At 68.6% G+C, this 16,000-nt stretch carries 11 protein-coding genes; 5 read left to right on the top strand and 6 right to left on the bottom strand.

The annotated features are described in order from the left end of the window. Nucleotides 1-84: 84 nt before the first annotated feature. Nucleotides 85-1,365, top strand: a complete 1,281-nt coding sequence (locus ACTWPB_RS28465; RefSeq protein WP_446226519.1) for a polysaccharide biosynthesis protein — start codon at nt 85-87, stop codon at nt 1,363-1,365. A gap of 376 nt (nt 1,366-1,741) precedes the next feature. On the opposite strand, the gene ACTWPB_RS28460 is transcribed toward ACTWPB_RS28465, so the two are convergent. Further along, nucleotides 1,742-2,929, bottom strand: a complete 1,188-nt coding sequence (locus ACTWPB_RS28460) for a DUF3068 domain-containing protein (RefSeq protein ID WP_446223536.1) — start codon at nt 2,927-2,929, stop codon at nt 1,742-1,744. A gap of 146 nt (nt 2,930-3,075) precedes the next feature. On the opposite strand from ACTWPB_RS28460, the gene ACTWPB_RS28455 reads away from it, so the two are divergent. Continuing rightward, a complete protein-coding gene (locus tag ACTWPB_RS28455; RefSeq protein ID WP_446223535.1) occupies nt 3,076-4,266 on the top strand; it encodes an acyltransferase family protein in 1,191 nt (396 codons plus the stop codon). A gap of 7 nt (nt 4,267-4,273) precedes the next feature. On the opposite strand, the gene ACTWPB_RS28450 is transcribed toward ACTWPB_RS28455, so the two are convergent. From ACTWPB_RS28450 to ACTWPB_RS28435, 4 genes are all read right to left on the bottom strand, one after another. Further along, on the bottom strand, nt 4,274-8,752 hold the full coding sequence (locus ACTWPB_RS28450; RefSeq protein WP_446226518.1) for an alpha-(1->3)-arabinofuranosyltransferase domain-containing protein: 4,479 nt from the start codon (nt 8,750-8,752) through the stop codon (nt 4,274-4,276). Further along, nucleotides 8,733-8,903: a DUF2613 domain-containing protein gene (locus tag ACTWPB_RS28445; RefSeq protein WP_022566695.1), complete on the bottom strand. Its 171-nt coding sequence runs from the start codon at nt 8,901-8,903 to the stop codon at nt 8,733-8,735. The genes ACTWPB_RS28450 and ACTWPB_RS28445 overlap by 20 nt, the downstream gene beginning before the upstream one ends. Nucleotides 8,904-8,943: 40 nt before the next feature. After that, on the bottom strand, nt 8,944-10,068 hold the full coding sequence (locus ACTWPB_RS28440; protein WP_446223534.1) for an isochorismate synthase: 1,125 nt from the start codon (nt 10,066-10,068) through the stop codon (nt 8,944-8,946). Nucleotides 10,069-10,167: 99 nt separating this feature from the next. After that, the gene (locus tag ACTWPB_RS28435; RefSeq protein WP_446223533.1) at nt 10,168-10,635 is read right to left on the bottom strand and encodes a universal stress protein; all 468 of its coding nucleotides are present in this window, start codon (nt 10,633-10,635) and stop codon (nt 10,168-10,170) included. Nucleotides 10,636-10,750: 115 nt separating this feature from the next. On the opposite strand from ACTWPB_RS28435, the gene ACTWPB_RS28430 reads away from it, so the two are divergent. From ACTWPB_RS28430 to ACTWPB_RS28420, 3 genes are all read left to right on the top strand, one after another. Beyond that, entirely contained in the window at nt 10,751-11,929 is a 1,179-nt protein-coding gene (locus tag ACTWPB_RS28430) for a glycoside hydrolase family 3 N-terminal domain-containing protein (RefSeq protein WP_446223532.1), read from the top strand. Nucleotides 11,930-12,015: 86 nt separating this feature from the next. Next, nucleotides 12,016-12,615 carry a TetR/AcrR family transcriptional regulator gene (locus ACTWPB_RS28425; protein ID WP_446223531.1) on the top strand — a complete coding sequence of 200 codons (600 nt, stop codon included), beginning with the start codon at nt 12,016-12,018 and terminating at the stop codon, nt 12,613-12,615. A 48-nt stretch (nt 12,616-12,663) separates the two neighbouring features. Next, nucleotides 12,664-13,959, top strand: a complete 1,296-nt coding sequence (locus ACTWPB_RS28420; protein ID WP_446223530.1) for a DUF5685 family protein — start codon at nt 12,664-12,666, stop codon at nt 13,957-13,959. A gap of 60 nt (nt 13,960-14,019) precedes the next feature. On the opposite strand, the gene ACTWPB_RS28415 is transcribed toward ACTWPB_RS28420, so the two are convergent. Further along, the gene (locus ACTWPB_RS28415) at nt 14,020-15,879 is read right to left on the bottom strand and encodes a VanW family protein (RefSeq protein ID WP_446223529.1); all 1,860 of its coding nucleotides are present in this window, start codon (nt 15,877-15,879) and stop codon (nt 14,020-14,022) included. Nucleotides 15,880-16,000 lie beyond the last annotated feature (121 nt).

Genomic DNA, 16,000 nt, shown 5'->3' with positions numbered 1-16,000 from the left:
CACAGTGGGGTGCGACGATGAGGCGTGTCCTCAGTCCGCCGCCCGCCCGTTGTCGCCGATCTGACCTGGGTGACGGCTGGCGCGATGACCGCCAACGTCGCCGGCTACCTGCTGCAGTTGCTGGCCGCGAGCTGGCTGGGGGTCGAGGGGTACAGCGAGTTCGCGAGTCTGCTCGCGGTGCAGTTGTTGTGCGCGGTCCCCGCCCTGGCCATGCAGAACGTGGTGGCCCGAGAAGTGGTACGCGGCTCGTCGCCGCGGGCCGTGCGGGCGATGATGTGGCGGTGTGCCGCGTTGGTCGCCGCGGTCGCTGTAGTGCTGATTCCGGTGGTGGCCGGCGTGCTGAACGTAGGCGTGTGGGCTGCAGCCGCCGCGCTCGGTGCGGCGCCCGCGTTGGTGATCCTCTCCGGCGAACAGGGAATCTTGCAGGGCAGCAACCATTTCCGCGCGCTCGCGACGGTGCTCGCGATGGCGGGTACGGCACGGGTGGTGCCCGCGCTGCTCGCGCTCGCGCTGGGCGGCGGTGCTGCCGGTGCGCTGTGGGCGGGCGCGGTGGGCATCGTCGGCGCGGCGATCGTCGCCGGTCGAATCGCTCGCTCGACGACCGCGGCAACGGATCTGCCGATCGATGCCGGCAGCGGTGCCGGGGACAGTCGAGAACCGGCGGCCGGTACGAAAGTCGGGGCAACGGCCACCGACCGGGAGCCGGAATCCATGACGAAATCTGTCGGCGTGATGCCGGTGCTGCGCGCTGTTCAGGTGCAAGCTGCGCTGATGGCACTGTCCTCGGTCGACCTGATCGTGGTCCGCATCGTGCTCGACGAGGTCGACGCGAGCCGCTACTCGCTGGGCACCATCGCCACCAAGATCGCGTTCTGGCTGCCGCAAGCGGTCGGCGTTGTGCTGTATCCCCGCATGGCCCAGCCCACCCATTCGGCCCGCGCGATCCGCGACGCCCTCGCGGTGCTCTCGGTGATCGGCGTCGTCGCGGTGCTCGGCGCCGCGCTGGCCGCTCCCTTGGCCCCCCTGTTCGCCGGCGCCGACTACGCACCCATTCAGGGCATGCTGTGGCTGTTCGCCCTGCACGGCGCGATTCTGGCGGTCCTCCAGGGCGCCCTGCTCTCAGCGATCGCCGTCGAACGCACCGCCCTGGCCGCCGTCACCTGGATAGGCCTGGCCGTCGAGATAACCCTGATGCTCACCTTCGCCCGCACCATCGAATCCCTGATCAGCACCGCCGTCTCCATAGCCGCCGTCACCACCACAATCGTCGCCGTCGTCGTCCTCCGAACAGCCCGCACCACACCCAGACCCCACGCAATACCCGATGTGCCCCTCTCCGGTGGCGCCTGCCCTGACCTGGACTGACCGAAGTCGTGTCCCCCCGGACCGGGTAATCCTGATGTGCCCCTCTCCGGTGGCGCCTGCCCTGACCTGGACTGACCGAAGTCGTGTCCCCCCGGACCGGGTAATCCTGATGTGTCCCTACCCGGAGGGGCCCGCCCCGATCTGGACTGACCGGAGGGTGCGACGAAGGAGTACCCGGAGGGAGGGAAGATCGGGGGCCCGAAGGGCCCCGACTCGAGCGCGTCAGCGCTCCAACAAACACAGCAAGGTCTACCGCCCGGGGCTCGGTTTTGCCTGAGCAGCAAGGTCCACCGCCCCAGACCCGGTAAAACCCGACATGTCCCCAAAAACACGACGGCCCCGGTCAATGACCAGGGCCGTCGATCAGCATCAGTACTCAGGGACGCTTGTCGATATCAATCTGCTCAGTAGGAGCGTCATAGTCCCCACGAGGGAACTGCGTAGTCGGCGCGTCATCGCCGTCCCACCGACGAGCAGTGTCATCAGGCGCAGCGGTAGGCGCAGGGGTCGGACGCGAGCGCCGAGGACTCGCATGAGCCGGAGTGCCACCACCGCGAAGCCCGAGGAACAACCCGGCCAGCAGCGCCAGCACGCCGAGCACACCGAACACGATCGGCACCACGCGCCCGAACAGCGACAGCTTGTCGGTGTTCTCCTTGGCGATGGCGATCTGCGACTCGACGGTCGCCTCGTCGAACACCAGGTGCGACTTCAGCGCGGTGACCTCGGGCTTGTCGCCGGATCGCGCGTAGAACAGGTGGATCGACTCCCCACCCTTGATCACGGTGCCGGTCTGCGGCTCGACCCACAGGTCACGCACGTTGGTGTAGTAGCGCGTCATGGTGACGGGGGTGTCGCCACCCTCGACGCCCCACTTGGCGGCGGGCAGGGTGAGCCGGTTGGTGGGCGACTGCACGACGTCCCAGGTGCTGGTGACCGGCGCGGTCATCTGGAACCGGTACACCTTCATGTTGTTGATCTCGGTCTCTTCGATGAAGTTCGCGTCGAAGGACTTGCGCACGTTGATGTCGAAGTACGGGTAGGTCTTCTTCTCGGTGCCGATCGGGAAGCGGTAGCCGATGCCGGTGTGCTGCACCGGCTCCATGACGCTGCCCTCCTTGTTCACGGTCACCGCGATCGACCCGTTGGGGTCGGTATCCACCGGCATGCCAGTGGTGCGCGAGATGGTGACGCGGTCGATGACGGCGCTGAGCAGGCCGGTGTCGCCCTGCACGTCGGTGCGCCGCAGCGTCTGACCTGCCTGCAGCGTCATCTCGTCGGCGTCGGAGGGCTCCTCGACGGTGACGAAACGCTGGGAGATCAGCGGCACATCCTTGTTCACCACGGCGGCACCGTCACCGGAGGTCAGCGATTTGGAGTCGAGAACGAGGCTTTCCTCGCCCGGCTGATTCTCCGCGATCGTGGTGATCTCGAGATCGAGTGGAGTCTTGGCTACTTTGCTCACCGTGTAGGTGGGGATCATCAGCGCGGCGACGAGTAATGCCGCGCCCAGACCCACGAGCACACAGGCGACCGTTCTTCTGGTACCGGCACTCAGTGCCATGCAAACTCTCCTCGTCGTTCGAACACGGATGGCCCGGTGGTCTGGTATTGCGCCACAGGCACTCGTGAGCCCCGACACTAACAGCCCAGGCTCCGAAGGTGCGGTGCTGTGCCATGGAAATCGCCGACACGGCAGACTGGACATCGATGACGACCGCTACCGCCCCTGTTTCGGCCCCGCGCGCCTTCATTCCCGCCCTCGAAGGGATGCGCGGGATGGCGGCGCTCGGTGTGCTGGTCACGCACGTCGCGTTCCAGACCGGAACGAGTCGGATGCCGGTCCTCGGCCCGATCCTGGAACGCTTCGATATGGCGGTCGCGGTGTTCTTCGCGCTGTCGGGTTTCCTGCTGTGGCGTCCGCACGCGGCGGCCGCGCACGGTCTCGGCCGCGCGCCGAGGACCTCGCGCTACCTGTTGCACCGGGTGGCCAGGGTCATGCCCGCGTACTGGGTCGTCGTGGTGTTCGTCTTGCTGTTGCTGCCCGGCGCGGTGCATTCGGCGAACCTGCGGGTGTGGCTGTCGAATCTGAACCTGCTGCAGGTGTTCGTACCGCTGACGTTGACCGATGGGCTCACCCAGATGTGGAGTCTGTCGGTGGAGATGGCGTTCTACCTGGTCTTGCCGCTGCTGGCATGGCTGGTCGTGCGACTGCGCGGCCCCGCGGCCCGGTGGCGGGTGCCGGTGCTGTGCGGGCTGGTCGCGGTGTGTCTGACCTGGAACCTGTGGCCGATCCCCACGCCGGACGCGATCCACGCCGACAACTGGCTGCCCGCCTACCTGCCGTGGTTCGCGGCGGGCATGCTCCTGGCGGAGCTGATCCACCTCGTGCGCCCTGATGTCCGGTGGGCCCGGATCCTGTCGAGTCAGCCGTTGATGTGGGCGCTCGCGCTCGCGGCGTTCCTGCTCTCGGCGACGGAGTTCGGCGGCCCGGCCGGTCTGGAACGCGCGCAACCGTGGCAGTACGCGATGAAGATGGTGCTCGGCATGATCCTCGGCTTCTGCCTGCTCGCGCCCCTGGTGGTGCGCCGGGCCGACGCCCCGCACCGCTGGCTGGAATCGCGAACCGCCGCGATCCTGGGCCGCTGGTCCTACGGCATCTTCCTGTGGCACCTAGTGGTTCTCACCGTGGTCTTCCCGGTCTTCGGCATCATGCCCTTCCACGGCCACTTCCTGTACGTGCTCATCCTGACCACCGCCCTCACCCTCCCGCTGGCCGCCGCGAGCTTCGCGCTGATCGAAGAACCGTCGCGCCGCTGGGCGGCCCGCTGGGATCGGCGGACCGCGTCCGCGCGCGCCGAACGCGGGTCGGAATCGGTCGGGAGTTCGGCGGTGCGCTGACTCGCGGTCAGCGGCGGCGTGGGAGTGCCGCGACCCCGACGGCGACGACCGCGATGACGGCCGGTGCCTGGGCCCACAGCGAGCCACCCATGTATTCGGTGCCGGAGCGCCAGGTCCCGGTCGACAGGGCCGCCGCCGAGACAAGTGTCCCGACGCCGGCGATCCAGGGCAGGGTCGGGGCCGTCACCGCGGGCCGGAAGTAGCTGCAGCCCAACGCGATCAGCGTGAATGCCGCACCGATCGGTCCCGAGATGACGGCGATCATGCCGGTCAGCCCGATCGCCGAGATCCAGTTGACGCCCCAGGTGGTCGGTGCGGGTCCGGCATCGGCAACCGCACGTCGGCGCGGAATCGCGAGCAGTGCAAGGGGAATCAGCAGCAGGAGCCCGCCGAAGATCGCCAGTCGATACCAGCGGTCCGCCGGGAACGACACCGTGATCTCCCCGGTGGTTTCTGGCGGAACGAGCCATGCCTGCTGCCAACCGTCGACAACGATGGGCGAGAGTTCCCGCCCGTCGGCGGTGTGCGCCTGCCAGCCGACATTGGTGCTCAGCGGCAGAACCAGCAGCTGAGTACCCGGAGCCGAATTTCCGGGATCGGCGCGGTCTTCTGGTGTGGCCTCGATGGGCGCGGCCGTGGTCTCGCTGAGATCTGCGGGGCTTTCCGGTGTGGCATCGGGAGGCGCTGCCGTGGTCTCGCTGAGATCGGCGGGGTTTTCCGGTGTGGCATCGGGAGGCGCTGCCGTGGTCTCGCTGAGGTCGGCAGGGGTTTCTGGGGTGGCGTCGGTCTGGGTTTTGCCGGGGTAGGGGTCGGTGCGGGGCAGGCGTAGCCGGTCGACGGTGAACAGTTCGGTGGGGGCGACGGTGAGGTCGGGGTGGCCGGGGAGTAGTTCGATGCCGGCTGCGTCCTGCGGGCACGGTTTCGCGGAAACCGGAGCGCCAGAGCGGAGTTCGTCGGCGGTGGCGGTGATCGTCGTGTGGACGGCGCGCCCACCGATGGCGATCACCGGCCCCGCGTCGCAGCCGATGGTGACGAGCCGGTCGCCGGGGGCATGCGCGGGGTACTCGGGGCCGAGCACTTCGACTTCGGCCAGGCCGGCGGGCTGGGTGAGGATGAAGCCGAGTGCGGTGCGGTCGAGGACCTCGTTCCAGCTCTGGATGCTGATCTCGACGCGATCGGTCTCGGTGGGGTACAGCGAGATTCGGGCCGGTTCGCCGTGCTCGCGGTCGGGCAGCTCGCGGATCTGCGGGCCGTTGCCCAGGTTCACCGCGACAGCGGTGGCTGTCGCGGGCAGTCCGCCCAGTGCGGTGGTGATGTCGAGTCCGGTCACCGTTGCCGGTTCCGGAAGTTCCAGTACCAGTGTGGGTTTGCCGCCCGCGAGGCCGCGCACGGTGGACTCCGGTGCGGTCCAGGTGGTCTTCGGGTCGCCATCGGTGGCGGCGAAGGCGGCACCGCGCAGGTCGGCGACGTCGGCCTTGCCACGTGCCACCGGCCGGGTCGGGTCGGTGAGCAACGCCTCGAGCGCGGGCCCGGGTCGGGTGCGCACGGTGAGGTCGGTGCCGACGGTGAGTGGCTCCGGCACCGAGAGCGTGCGGCCGAAGACACCGGGCTCTTCGGCGGGCAGACCGAGTCCCTTGCTGCAGTGCACGCGGTCGGGACCGTCGAAACAATTACCGCGACCGGGGAATTCCTGTCCGAGATCCCACCCGCTGACAATCGTGCCCGCGGCGACATCGGGCAGCACGATCCGGTGCCGGATGTCGACGCGCACCGGCGCTTCCCGATTCGAGTAGTCGTCGAGCGTGAGCTCACTGATCCCGAATTGCCCACCACGCGTGCCGGTTTCGGTGCGGGCCGCGGAGATCATCACCCAGTCGGATGTGCCCGCGGGCAGCGCGACCGACACGGGCTCGCCGGGTTCGGTGATCCGCGCCGACACCGTCCCGCGTGCGGTGCGGACCTCGACCCACTTCACCGGATCACCCAGCGCCGCCGCCGTGGTGGTGAAGCGCAGCGAGCCGTTGGCGATCGGCTTGTCCAGATCGAGTCGAATCCATTGCCCGAGAGCCGATTCGGACCCGTTGCTGATCCACGCGGTACTCGGATCGCCGTCCACGGCGGCCGCGGTGGAGCTTCCGGGCGCCGCCCCGCCGATCTGGGTGGCGTCGGCGGCGGAGCTGGACGCGGTGACCTTCGCGCCCGACCACTCGCCCTGCACGAGTTCGGCGCCGTCGACCGGGTAGTCGGGGACCAGATTGTGGGTGCGCCGGGCGTCGCCGGCGGCGCGGACCGCCGAGTTGTGATTGTCGACCCGGCCGAAATCGGTCTCGCGATCCATCGGGGTGTCGGTCACCAGTACGGGCTGCGGCGGTAACCCGGCACGTCGCGCGTCTGCTTCGAGAAGCACTGGTGCCGTGGGGTTCTCACCGTCTCGGCGCACGCGCTCCAGAACTTCGGGACCGCCTCGGACGACGGGGATCGAATCCAAGGGTGTGGTGTAGGCGCCGGGGAATCCGGGTGGTGCGCCGGTGCCGCTGCGCACGTCGACGGGGGTGCCGGGTGGCGGCACGTCGACGCGGTAGATCTCGACCGCCGGATAGGTGGGCAGCAGATCGTTGTCGACCACCAGCCCCGCATCCGCCGCGCGCGGCCCGATGTTCGCGCCGAACGAGGCCACCTTGGTGAGCCCCGGCGAGCCCTCGATCGCGCGGTGCGCCAGTATCGGACGGGTGGAACGCGACGTCTCGGGGTCGAGGTCGTTGCGCAACACCAGGATTCCGATGCCCTGGTCGGCGAGGGTGGCGGCGAGACCGGTCGACGGCCTGCCGTCGGCGATCAGCCGCTGCACCGAATCCATCGCGCGAATCGTGCCCGGCGGATTGAGCGGAACCGAATCACGCACGGCCCATGGGGTACTCGCCAGGGCTTGCAGCGGTTCGTCGCGGGTGAGTCCCCAGATCTGACTGCCGAACGGCGCGCCGGGAACGACGAGCGCGCGGGTGCCGGCGGCATTGTCGGCCAGCCAGTCGGCGGTATCGGTCCAGTAGGCGGGCACCCGGTCGTAGGCGCCGCGCGGGGCGAGCCTGCCGGTCCACGCCAGTGAGGTCGCGAGGGTGAGCGCGGCCAGGATCAGCGCGGCGACCGCGACCATCCGATCGCGCTCGGGATGGGCAAAAGAGCTGCGCCACACCGGCATCGGTACGGAAGCGGGCAGGGCGACACGGCCGAGCAGGTGCGCCAGCCCCACCACGAGTGGCAGCCGGATCAGCGGTTCGAGCTTGTGCACATTCCGTAGCGGCGCACCGCCGGAGTCGAGGAAGATCCGCACCGATTCGGCGAACGGCCCACCGAGCGTCCCGACGTACCCCGCACAGATCCCCGCCAGCCCCACGCACAGGATCAGCGCGAATCTGCCCCGATACGGCATCGACGACCGCGCGAGTCCGGCCATTCCCGCCGCCGCGAGCAAGCCGGTCGCCAGCACCGCGGCGGGCTGGGTCACCAGCACCGCACCGGCGATCCGCTCCGGCGAGACGAACGGTGTCCAGCTATCGGTCCCGCGCAGCACCTCGCTCAACGCCGCCCACTGCGTCGTCACCCCCGACGACTCGATGAAATCGAGGAACGGCGGACTCACCTTGCCGAGCAGTAGCAGCGGCACCACCCACCAGAAAGTGGCAAGGACCAGCAGCGGAATCCACGCCCGGGTAAACCGCCACCACTGCCGATTCGGTCGATAGGTTGCCCACCACAGCGCCGCGGGCAGAAACGCCGCCACCGTCGCCACGGCGTTGACCGACCCCATCAACGCCAACGCCAGCGCACTTCCCGCGGGGGAAAGCGGGCCGCCCCGGCGCATCGTGGGGTTCTCTGCATCGGACGCCGCACGATCTCCGGGCGCGTCGGGCTGCGCCGATGTGCTCCGCCGCGCGTTCACGGCGACGCCGAGGGCGGCGGGCGCGAGCAGAACCCACGGCGCCAGCATCATCGGCAAGGTTTCCGAGGAGATCGAGCCGAGCGTGGTCAGCACTCGCGGCGACAAGGCGAAAGCGATCGCCGCGATCACGCGTGACCCGCGCGAGCCGATGCCGAGCGTTTCGCACAGCTTGACGATTCCCCAGAACCCGGCGAGCAGCAGCAACGCCCACCAGACGCGCTGGGTGACCCACGCGGGCAGGTGCAGGAGGTGCCCCGCGGAGAAGAAGGTGCCGTGCGGGAAGAAGTAGCCGTAGGCCTGGTTCTGGACCTGGCCCATCGGGGCCTGGCTGCTCCACAGGTGAGACGCCCGCGCGAGGAAACCGAGAGGGTTCTGCGCGAGGTCGTATTTGGTGTCGGCGACGGTGAAGCCGGGCGCCTGCGCGAAGGTCAGTACGAAGGCGGCTACTACCGAGCCGACGAGCCAGCGCCAACCAAGTGGCGCCCTGTCCGGTTGCCCCGATGCGGGGCGCGACGCGCGGGCGTCAGCCTCAGCGGCTGCCGTATTCAGGGGCGTTGAGCAGCGAGGAGTCTTTGTCACCGCTGCGGTCGATCGAGGGCGCCGTGTTCTGCTGGACGGCCGCCGTGATGGCGAAGACGGCGATCGCGCTCAGCAGGGCGCCGCCGACCGCGCTGGCAACAGCCGGAACAGCAAACTTCATCGCGCACTCCAATACGCTCGGCGTCGGGGCCTGTCTCCGGTCAACCTAGCAGGTCTAGCGGGCTCGGTCGGTCGTTGGGCAGCTCGCAACGCAGGGCGCCGAGCAGGGTGCGAAGTTTGGCGGTGGTCTCGGCGAGTTCGGCCAGTGGATCGGAGGCCGCCACGATCCCGCCGCCCGCGCTGGCTCGAAGGACGCGCTGATCGGCCGATAGTTCGCCGCCGCGAATCGCCACGACCCATTCGCCGTCGCCGTCATCGCCACACCAGCCCACCGCCCCGCCATAGAACCCGCGCCACGGTTCCTCGGTGGTGATGGTGTCGAGTGCGGCGGCGAAGGGCGTGCCGTTGACGGCGGGCGTCGGGTGCAGCAGCAGTGCCAGGTCGAGTGCGGTGGTCGACGTATCCCGCAGCACGCCGTGGATGGGCGTGGCCAGGTGCCAGACCTGTTCGGTGCTGAGGAGTTCGGGCGCGTCGGGGATGTGCAGCTGCGCGCAGACCGGCGCCAGTTGCTGACGGATCCACTCGATCACGAAGGCGTGTTCGTCGTGATTCTTGGCGCTGGACAGCAGTGCTCGGGCCTGTGCCGCGTCATCGGCGGGGTCGGCGAGGCGGGGGAGCGTGCCTGCCAGCGGATGCAGGCTCACGCGATCGCCGTGCCGGGTGACCAGCACTTCGGGCGTCGCGCCGATCAGCGTCTCGCCTTCCCGCCCCGCCGCGGACAGGTCGACCGCGTACACAGCGGCATTCGGATGCCTGGTGAGCAGGTGTCCGGCCAGCACCTCCGGGTCGAGCGGCGCGTCGGCCGCCAGCACCATCGACCGCGCGGCCACCACCTTGCGCAACTCGTTCGCGGGGTCACCGAGCTGCTCGACCAGCTTCGTCACCCGCGCCACATGCTCTGGTGCACTTGGCATCTCGGCCACCACCCGCACCCCGGGCAACTCCGGCAGTGCGGCAGGCCGCCACGGACCCGCGGTGTGCAGCACGCTCTCGGGCTGCCAGAGCGCGGCCGCCGCCCGCGGATCGAACGGCAGCGCGCCGACGATCAACTTCGGGGCGGCGGTCTGACGCAACGCCTCGACCGCCTGCCGAGGATCCGAATACGTCGCGCGCACGCCCGAGGTCCGCAATACCGCGTCGGGTCGAGCGAGCAGGAATTCGTTCATGGTGTCTCGACCATAACGCCGCGACCGTGGCCCCGATCCGGGAGAGCGACCGAACTCTCAGTGCTCGGCGCCACCACGAAGCCCAAGCGTGGCGAACCGCTACTGCTCCGGCGGCACCAGGAAGACCGGCCGATGACCGTGCTTGAGCACCGCTTCGGCGACGCTGCTGTGCAAGAGCGCGCGCAGCCCCGTAGAACCGCGCGTACCGGCGACGATGATGTCGACGTCGAGCTCATCGGCGCAATCCACGATGGCGTTCCAGATCGTGGTTGTGCACTCGGCGGTGCGGGGTTCGGCGTCGATTCCGGCCAGTTTCGCCAGGTGCACACCCTCGGCGTTGATCTTGCGGGCGTCGGAGTAGGCGATGTCCTCCATCTCCTCGTCGGGCACCCAGTCCGGCTGCATCACCCCGGCGAGCCCGGAGATGCGCGCGGCCTGGCGCACCATCGGTTCCCATGCGGTGAGCAGAATCGCGCGTTCGGCGGTGAGAAACCGCCCCGCGTACTCGATGGCTCGTTTGGCGTGTTCGGAACCGTCGTAGGCGATGAGCATCCGATCGCATGCCATGACGACCTCCTGCGCTGGTCGGAGCGGTTTTTCCATCAGGTTACCCCCGGATGGCGGGTATCAATCCGAACCGCGGTGGTGGGGTTCGCGCCGGGAGCGAGCTACCGTGGAGCGCATGCGGAAATCGCCTGTGGTCGTGTTCGCAGTCCTCGCCGCCGTTGCCACCGCCTGTTCGGGAGGTTCGTCGAACGAGACGTCGCCCGCGGCGAGTAGCAGCGCAGTGGCTGCCCCGTCTGCCGCCGGGGATCCGGGTTCGCCCGCTTCAGCGACCCCTACCCAAAGCAATTGTGGCGCAGACTATCTCGCCAAACTCTCCCAGCGAGAGAAGCTCGCCCAGTTGCTGACCGTCGGCATCACCGGTTCGGCGGACGCCTCGAACGTGGTGAGTTCGGAACAGGTGGGCGGCATCTTCGTCGGCAGCTGGACCGATCCGAGCCTGCTCGACCGCGCCGCGCTCGACGCGGTGAAGGCTCAGGCCAAGGTGCCGCTGATGGTGACCATCGACGAAGAGGGCGGGCGTGTCTCGCGCGCGAAGAACGTGATCGGTGCCGCGCCGTCGGCCCGCGAGGTCGCGCAGACCATGTCGCCGCAGGAGTACTACCAGTTCACCCTGACCAGGTCGAAGGCGCTGAAGGACGCAGGCATCACTGTCAATTTCGCGCCCGATACCGATGTGAGCAGCCAGTCGGCCGACAGCGTGATCGGCGACCGCTCCTACAGCGACGACCCGAAGGTCGTCTCCGAATTCGCGGGCGCCTACATTCGCGCGTCCAACGAGGTGGGCCTCGGCTCGGTCATCAAGCACTTCCCCGGCCATGGTTCCGGTTCCGGCGACTCGCACACCGGCGCCGTGACCACCCCGCCGCTGGATCAATTGCAGGACTCCGACCTGGTGCCGTTCCGCGACCTGGTGAACTCCGGCGCGGCGGTGATGGTCGGTCACCTCGACGTCCCCGGCCTGACCGAGCCCGACGTGCCCGCCAGCATCAGCCCGGCCGCGATGACGCTGCTGCGCGAGGGCAAGGGCTACGGTGCCCCGCCGTTCGACGGCCCGATCTTCACCGACGATCTCAGTGGCATGGCCGCCATCACCGCCCGCATGTCCATCGCCGACGCGGTGGAGGCCACGCTCGTCGCGGGCGCCGACAATGCGCTGTGGATCAGCAGCGATGCGGTGCCGCAGGTGCTCGACCGTTTGGAACAGTCGGTCTCGAGTGGCAAACTGCCCGCCGACCGGGTCGACACTTCCGTCCTGCGGATGGCGCGCTACAAGGGCGTAGCGCTGGGCTGCTGATCGCACCCGGCGACTGTGCGGCAAATGAACGCGGGTGAACTTACCTTGGAGTAATATAGGTGGTTCACCCTGCGGTAGGAGAGTGGATGGCAGGCGGGACCAAGCGACTTCCCCGGGCGGTTCGCGAGCAACAGATGCTCGACGCCGCTGTCGAGGTGTTCGCGCGCAAAGGCTTCCACGACACGTCGATGGATGCCATCGCCGCCGAGGCGAAGATCTCCAAACCCATGCTCTACCTTTACTACGGCTCCAAAGACGAGCTGTTCCGCGCCTGCATCCAGCGCGAGGGTCTGCGTTTCATCGAGGCCGTCGCGCCCGCGGGCAACCCGCAGCTGACCCCCCACGAACAGGTCCGCACCGCGCTGGAGGGCTTCCTCGATTTCGTCGACCGCAATCGGCAGTCCTGGCAGGTGCTCTACCGTCAGGCTATCGGTCAGCAAAATTTTGCCTCCGAAATCGACAACGCCCGTGAGCGGGTCATCGAGCTCACCGCGAAGCTGCTGGAATCCAGTGCCAAGAACGCCGACCCCGGCACCAATTTCGAGGTCGTCGCGGCGGCGGTGATCGGCGCGGGCGAGGCCATCGCCGACCGGGTGGCCAGCGGGCGGATCGAAGTGGCCGAGGCTGTCGACCTGCTCGACGATCTCGCCTGGCGCGGTCTGGCCGGTCGGAAGAAGTCCGAGTAACTGTTGCGGTCTGCCCGTCTGGCTGCGATTGTGCAGCGTTAGACGTAAATGGCAGACGGGGTGGCAGTGTTCGGAGTGTTGAAGCCGTGTGCGCACGGCGCGGCTGGATATGGCATCGACCCGGGGCAGTGGCAGGCGCATATGTGCGGGCTGTGTCTGGGTCTGCGGGACGGGCACGGTCAGTTGGCCCGCGCGGCGACCAACACCGACGCGATCGTGCTCAGTGTCCTCACGGAGGCGCAGGCGGGGGCTGGTGTGCGTACGACGGCGGCACCGTGTCCGTTGCGGGGGATGCGTCGCGCGTCGGTGGTCAGCGCGAGTGCGCCGGGGGTGCAGTTGGCGGCGACGGCGTCACTGTTGTTGGGGGCGGCCAAGATTCGCGACCATGTCGATGACGGTGACGTAGCGGCCATCGCCCGCAAACCGATGCGCGGGGTGTCGAATACGTGGGCGGCCCGCGCGCAGCGGCAGGCCGATCTGATCGGGCTCGACGTTGCGCCCATGCTCGCGGCGATCGCCTCGCAGTCCGCACTCGAAGCGCGAGCCGCCGGCTTCGTTGCCCCGATCTCGCCCGCGACTCACGCTGAACGGGGGCGATTACCCGGTGCGCGGTCGGCCGATGCCGATGCGGTGCGCGATGATCGGCGCATCCAGGCGGTCCAGATGATCACCCTCGACGAACTCACCGGGCCTACTCAGCTCTGCGCCGCGACACTGTTCGGGCATACCGCGACGTTGGCGGGACGTCCGGAAAACGTTGCGGTGCTGCAGGAAATCGGTCGCCACGTTGGGCGCATCGCGCATCTGGCCGACGCCATCGAGGATCTGGAGCGCGACCGGATCCGTGGGCGCTTCAATCCGCTCGAGGCTACCGGCACCGATCTGCCGCGTGCCTACGATCTGTTGCGCGAGAGCGAATCTCGTATCCGGCAGGCCGCGTCCGAAGCCGAGCTCGACCAGCTGCCGACGGTGCGCTGGGCGCTGCTCGATCCCCTTGCCGACTTGCTGCGCAGACTCGGTCGTGGTCTCGGCATCGCGGTCGGTCACGCGTGCCGCAATTCGGCTACCGCACAACAGCACTCGCCCTACGAGTTTCCGTCGCCGCTGGAGAAGCGCCCGGAGCGGCCGGGCAAGTTCGGGGCGGTCGGTCAGTTCATCGGCGTCTACTGCACCGGTCTTGCCTGCTGTGTCGACCACACCAACCCGTGCACAGGTCGACGCAACGTTGCCTGGCGCAAGAAGTGCGACTGCTGCGATTGTGCGGACTGCTGCAGCAATTGTGGCGATTGCGGCAAAGGCGACGGTTGCTGCTGCGACGGTTGCTGCTGCGATTGCAACTGTTGACGAAAAAGGCTCGCGCGGTGGCGAATCCGCCGACCGCGTGAGCCTGTTACCGTCGAAACCCTACTCGCACTTGACGACCGGGATCGGGTCGTACTTCACCGTTCGGGTATGCCGCGATACCTGCGCACCGGACTTGGCGTCGGTGATCACCCTGGTGTCGGAGATGGTGAAGCCGGGCGCACCCTCGGAGGCGATGCAGTCCTTGCCCTTGGGCAGCACTACCTCATTGGGTTCGGTCGGCTTCGACTTCTCGCCCGTAATCGATTCCACGTTCACGGTTTTGGTGCCCCACAACCGCACGGTGATGTCGGATCCGGTGGCGACCGCCTGAATGTAGACACCGGTCGTGCCGGTATTGCGGAATGCCAGGTCGATCGCCCCGTCGAACACGGTCGCTTCCCGTGCGGCCGGGTAGCGCGAGATGTAGTAGCTGTGCTCGGTGTGTCCGCCGTCTTCCATCCCGGCGAAGTAGGCCGCGTTGTAGAGCGTGGTGGCGAACTGGCTGATGCCGCCGCCGACCGCGGTACTGGGCCTGCCCTTGTCGATGATGCCGGACTCCACATAACCTTCCGCGGCGGTGCGCGGACCGGTGAACCCGTTGAGCGAGAACGTATCTCCCGGCTTGATCACCGCACCGTCGACCTTGGCGGCGACCGTGCGGATGTTCACCCCGGAGGGTCCACTGAAGCCGCCGGTGGTGAACTCGCCGATCGTCTCGTTGACCCCGAGCGCGCTCGCGGCCTCGGTGGTGAGCTTGGGCTCGATGCGCTGATACACCACCGGGCTGGTGCGCGGACCCGACTGCGTGAGCAGGGCAGGTAGCTTCTCCAGCGTCTTCGGCCAGTCGACCTTCTCGCCGACCACCGCAGGCACGACGGTCGGCTTACCCGCACCGACGGTGAAGGTGGCGTCCTTGGGTTCCACCTCGGACTTCGCCAATTGCGGTGCCAGCACGGCGATTACGGCGTCGTTGTCGATCTGGGGCGCCAGCCCGCCGTTGCCGTCGGGCACGAAGCCGAGCACCTCGGCGATCTGATCGGGGGTCAGCGTGGCCGTAACGTCCTTGCCGGACACGGTGATCGGTGACGCGACAGCCGGCGTCGCGATCTCGCGCAACGCCGCCTGCACGGCATCGGCGCGCACGGCGACCGGTGCGGCCACCACGGGCAGATCCAGTTCGCTGCTCGCGGCCCAGCGGTCGGTGATGGTGGCTCGCGCGCTCTCGGTGTCGAGCACGCGGCCCGGTACCGGCGCGACCGCTACGGGCCTGCCGTTCTCGAACCGCACGGTGCCTTCGACGGTCGGATTGTCGTGGACGCGGAAATTCGCGAGCTGTGCGTCCAGGGCCGCGGTGTCGACGATGCTCGCCACCGGCACCTCGCGGGTGCCGAACAGTGAGATCAGTCGGCTCACCGGGTTCAGGCGCTGGCTGCCGACGGCGGCCCAGGTGCGGTCGTAGTCCACCGACAGACCGGCTGCGGCGGGTACCATGCTCGCCTGCACATCACCGATCTGCACGGGTAGCGGTCGTTCGGCCTTGGGTCCGAGCTCGGTGTGCAGCAGGGCGTCGGCTTCGGCCTGATCCATCCCGCCGATCTCGATACCGGCGACGACGACACCGCGCGCTACCTCACCCGTGCTCAACGCGAGGTCGGCCAGGTAGGCGGCGGTGCCAACGGCCAGCACGGCGCCGACCGCGATCCCGATCCGCTTGACCAGCTGCTGGTTGTCCGGCGGGGTCGGCGGCTGTGCGCCTGCCGGGCCGGGGGTGGGTGACCAGCGATCGCGGGTCACGGTGTTCAGAGGCTGGGTCAGGGCGGTGGTGTCCGGATCGAAAGTGCGATGTGAATCGAGCAGCTTGCGTAATCCGACCTCGCCCCTTCGGTCGGCCGGTTGTCCGGCGGTCGACTCGCTGGGCACGGAGGTCCTTCCGTTAGGTTGGCCCCGATGTTTGCGGGGTCCGGCCCGAGGGTAACGCGCTTCGGCGCGCTCGGCAGCTCGGCAACCGGGTCAGAGGAAGCGAAAGGCTCCGTGTAGTTGC

Source organism: Nocardia sp. IBHARD005 (genome assembly GCF_052814245.1).
The sequence above is the reverse complement of the archived record's forward strand: the minus strand, read 5'-3'. Positions and strand labels throughout refer to the sequence as shown.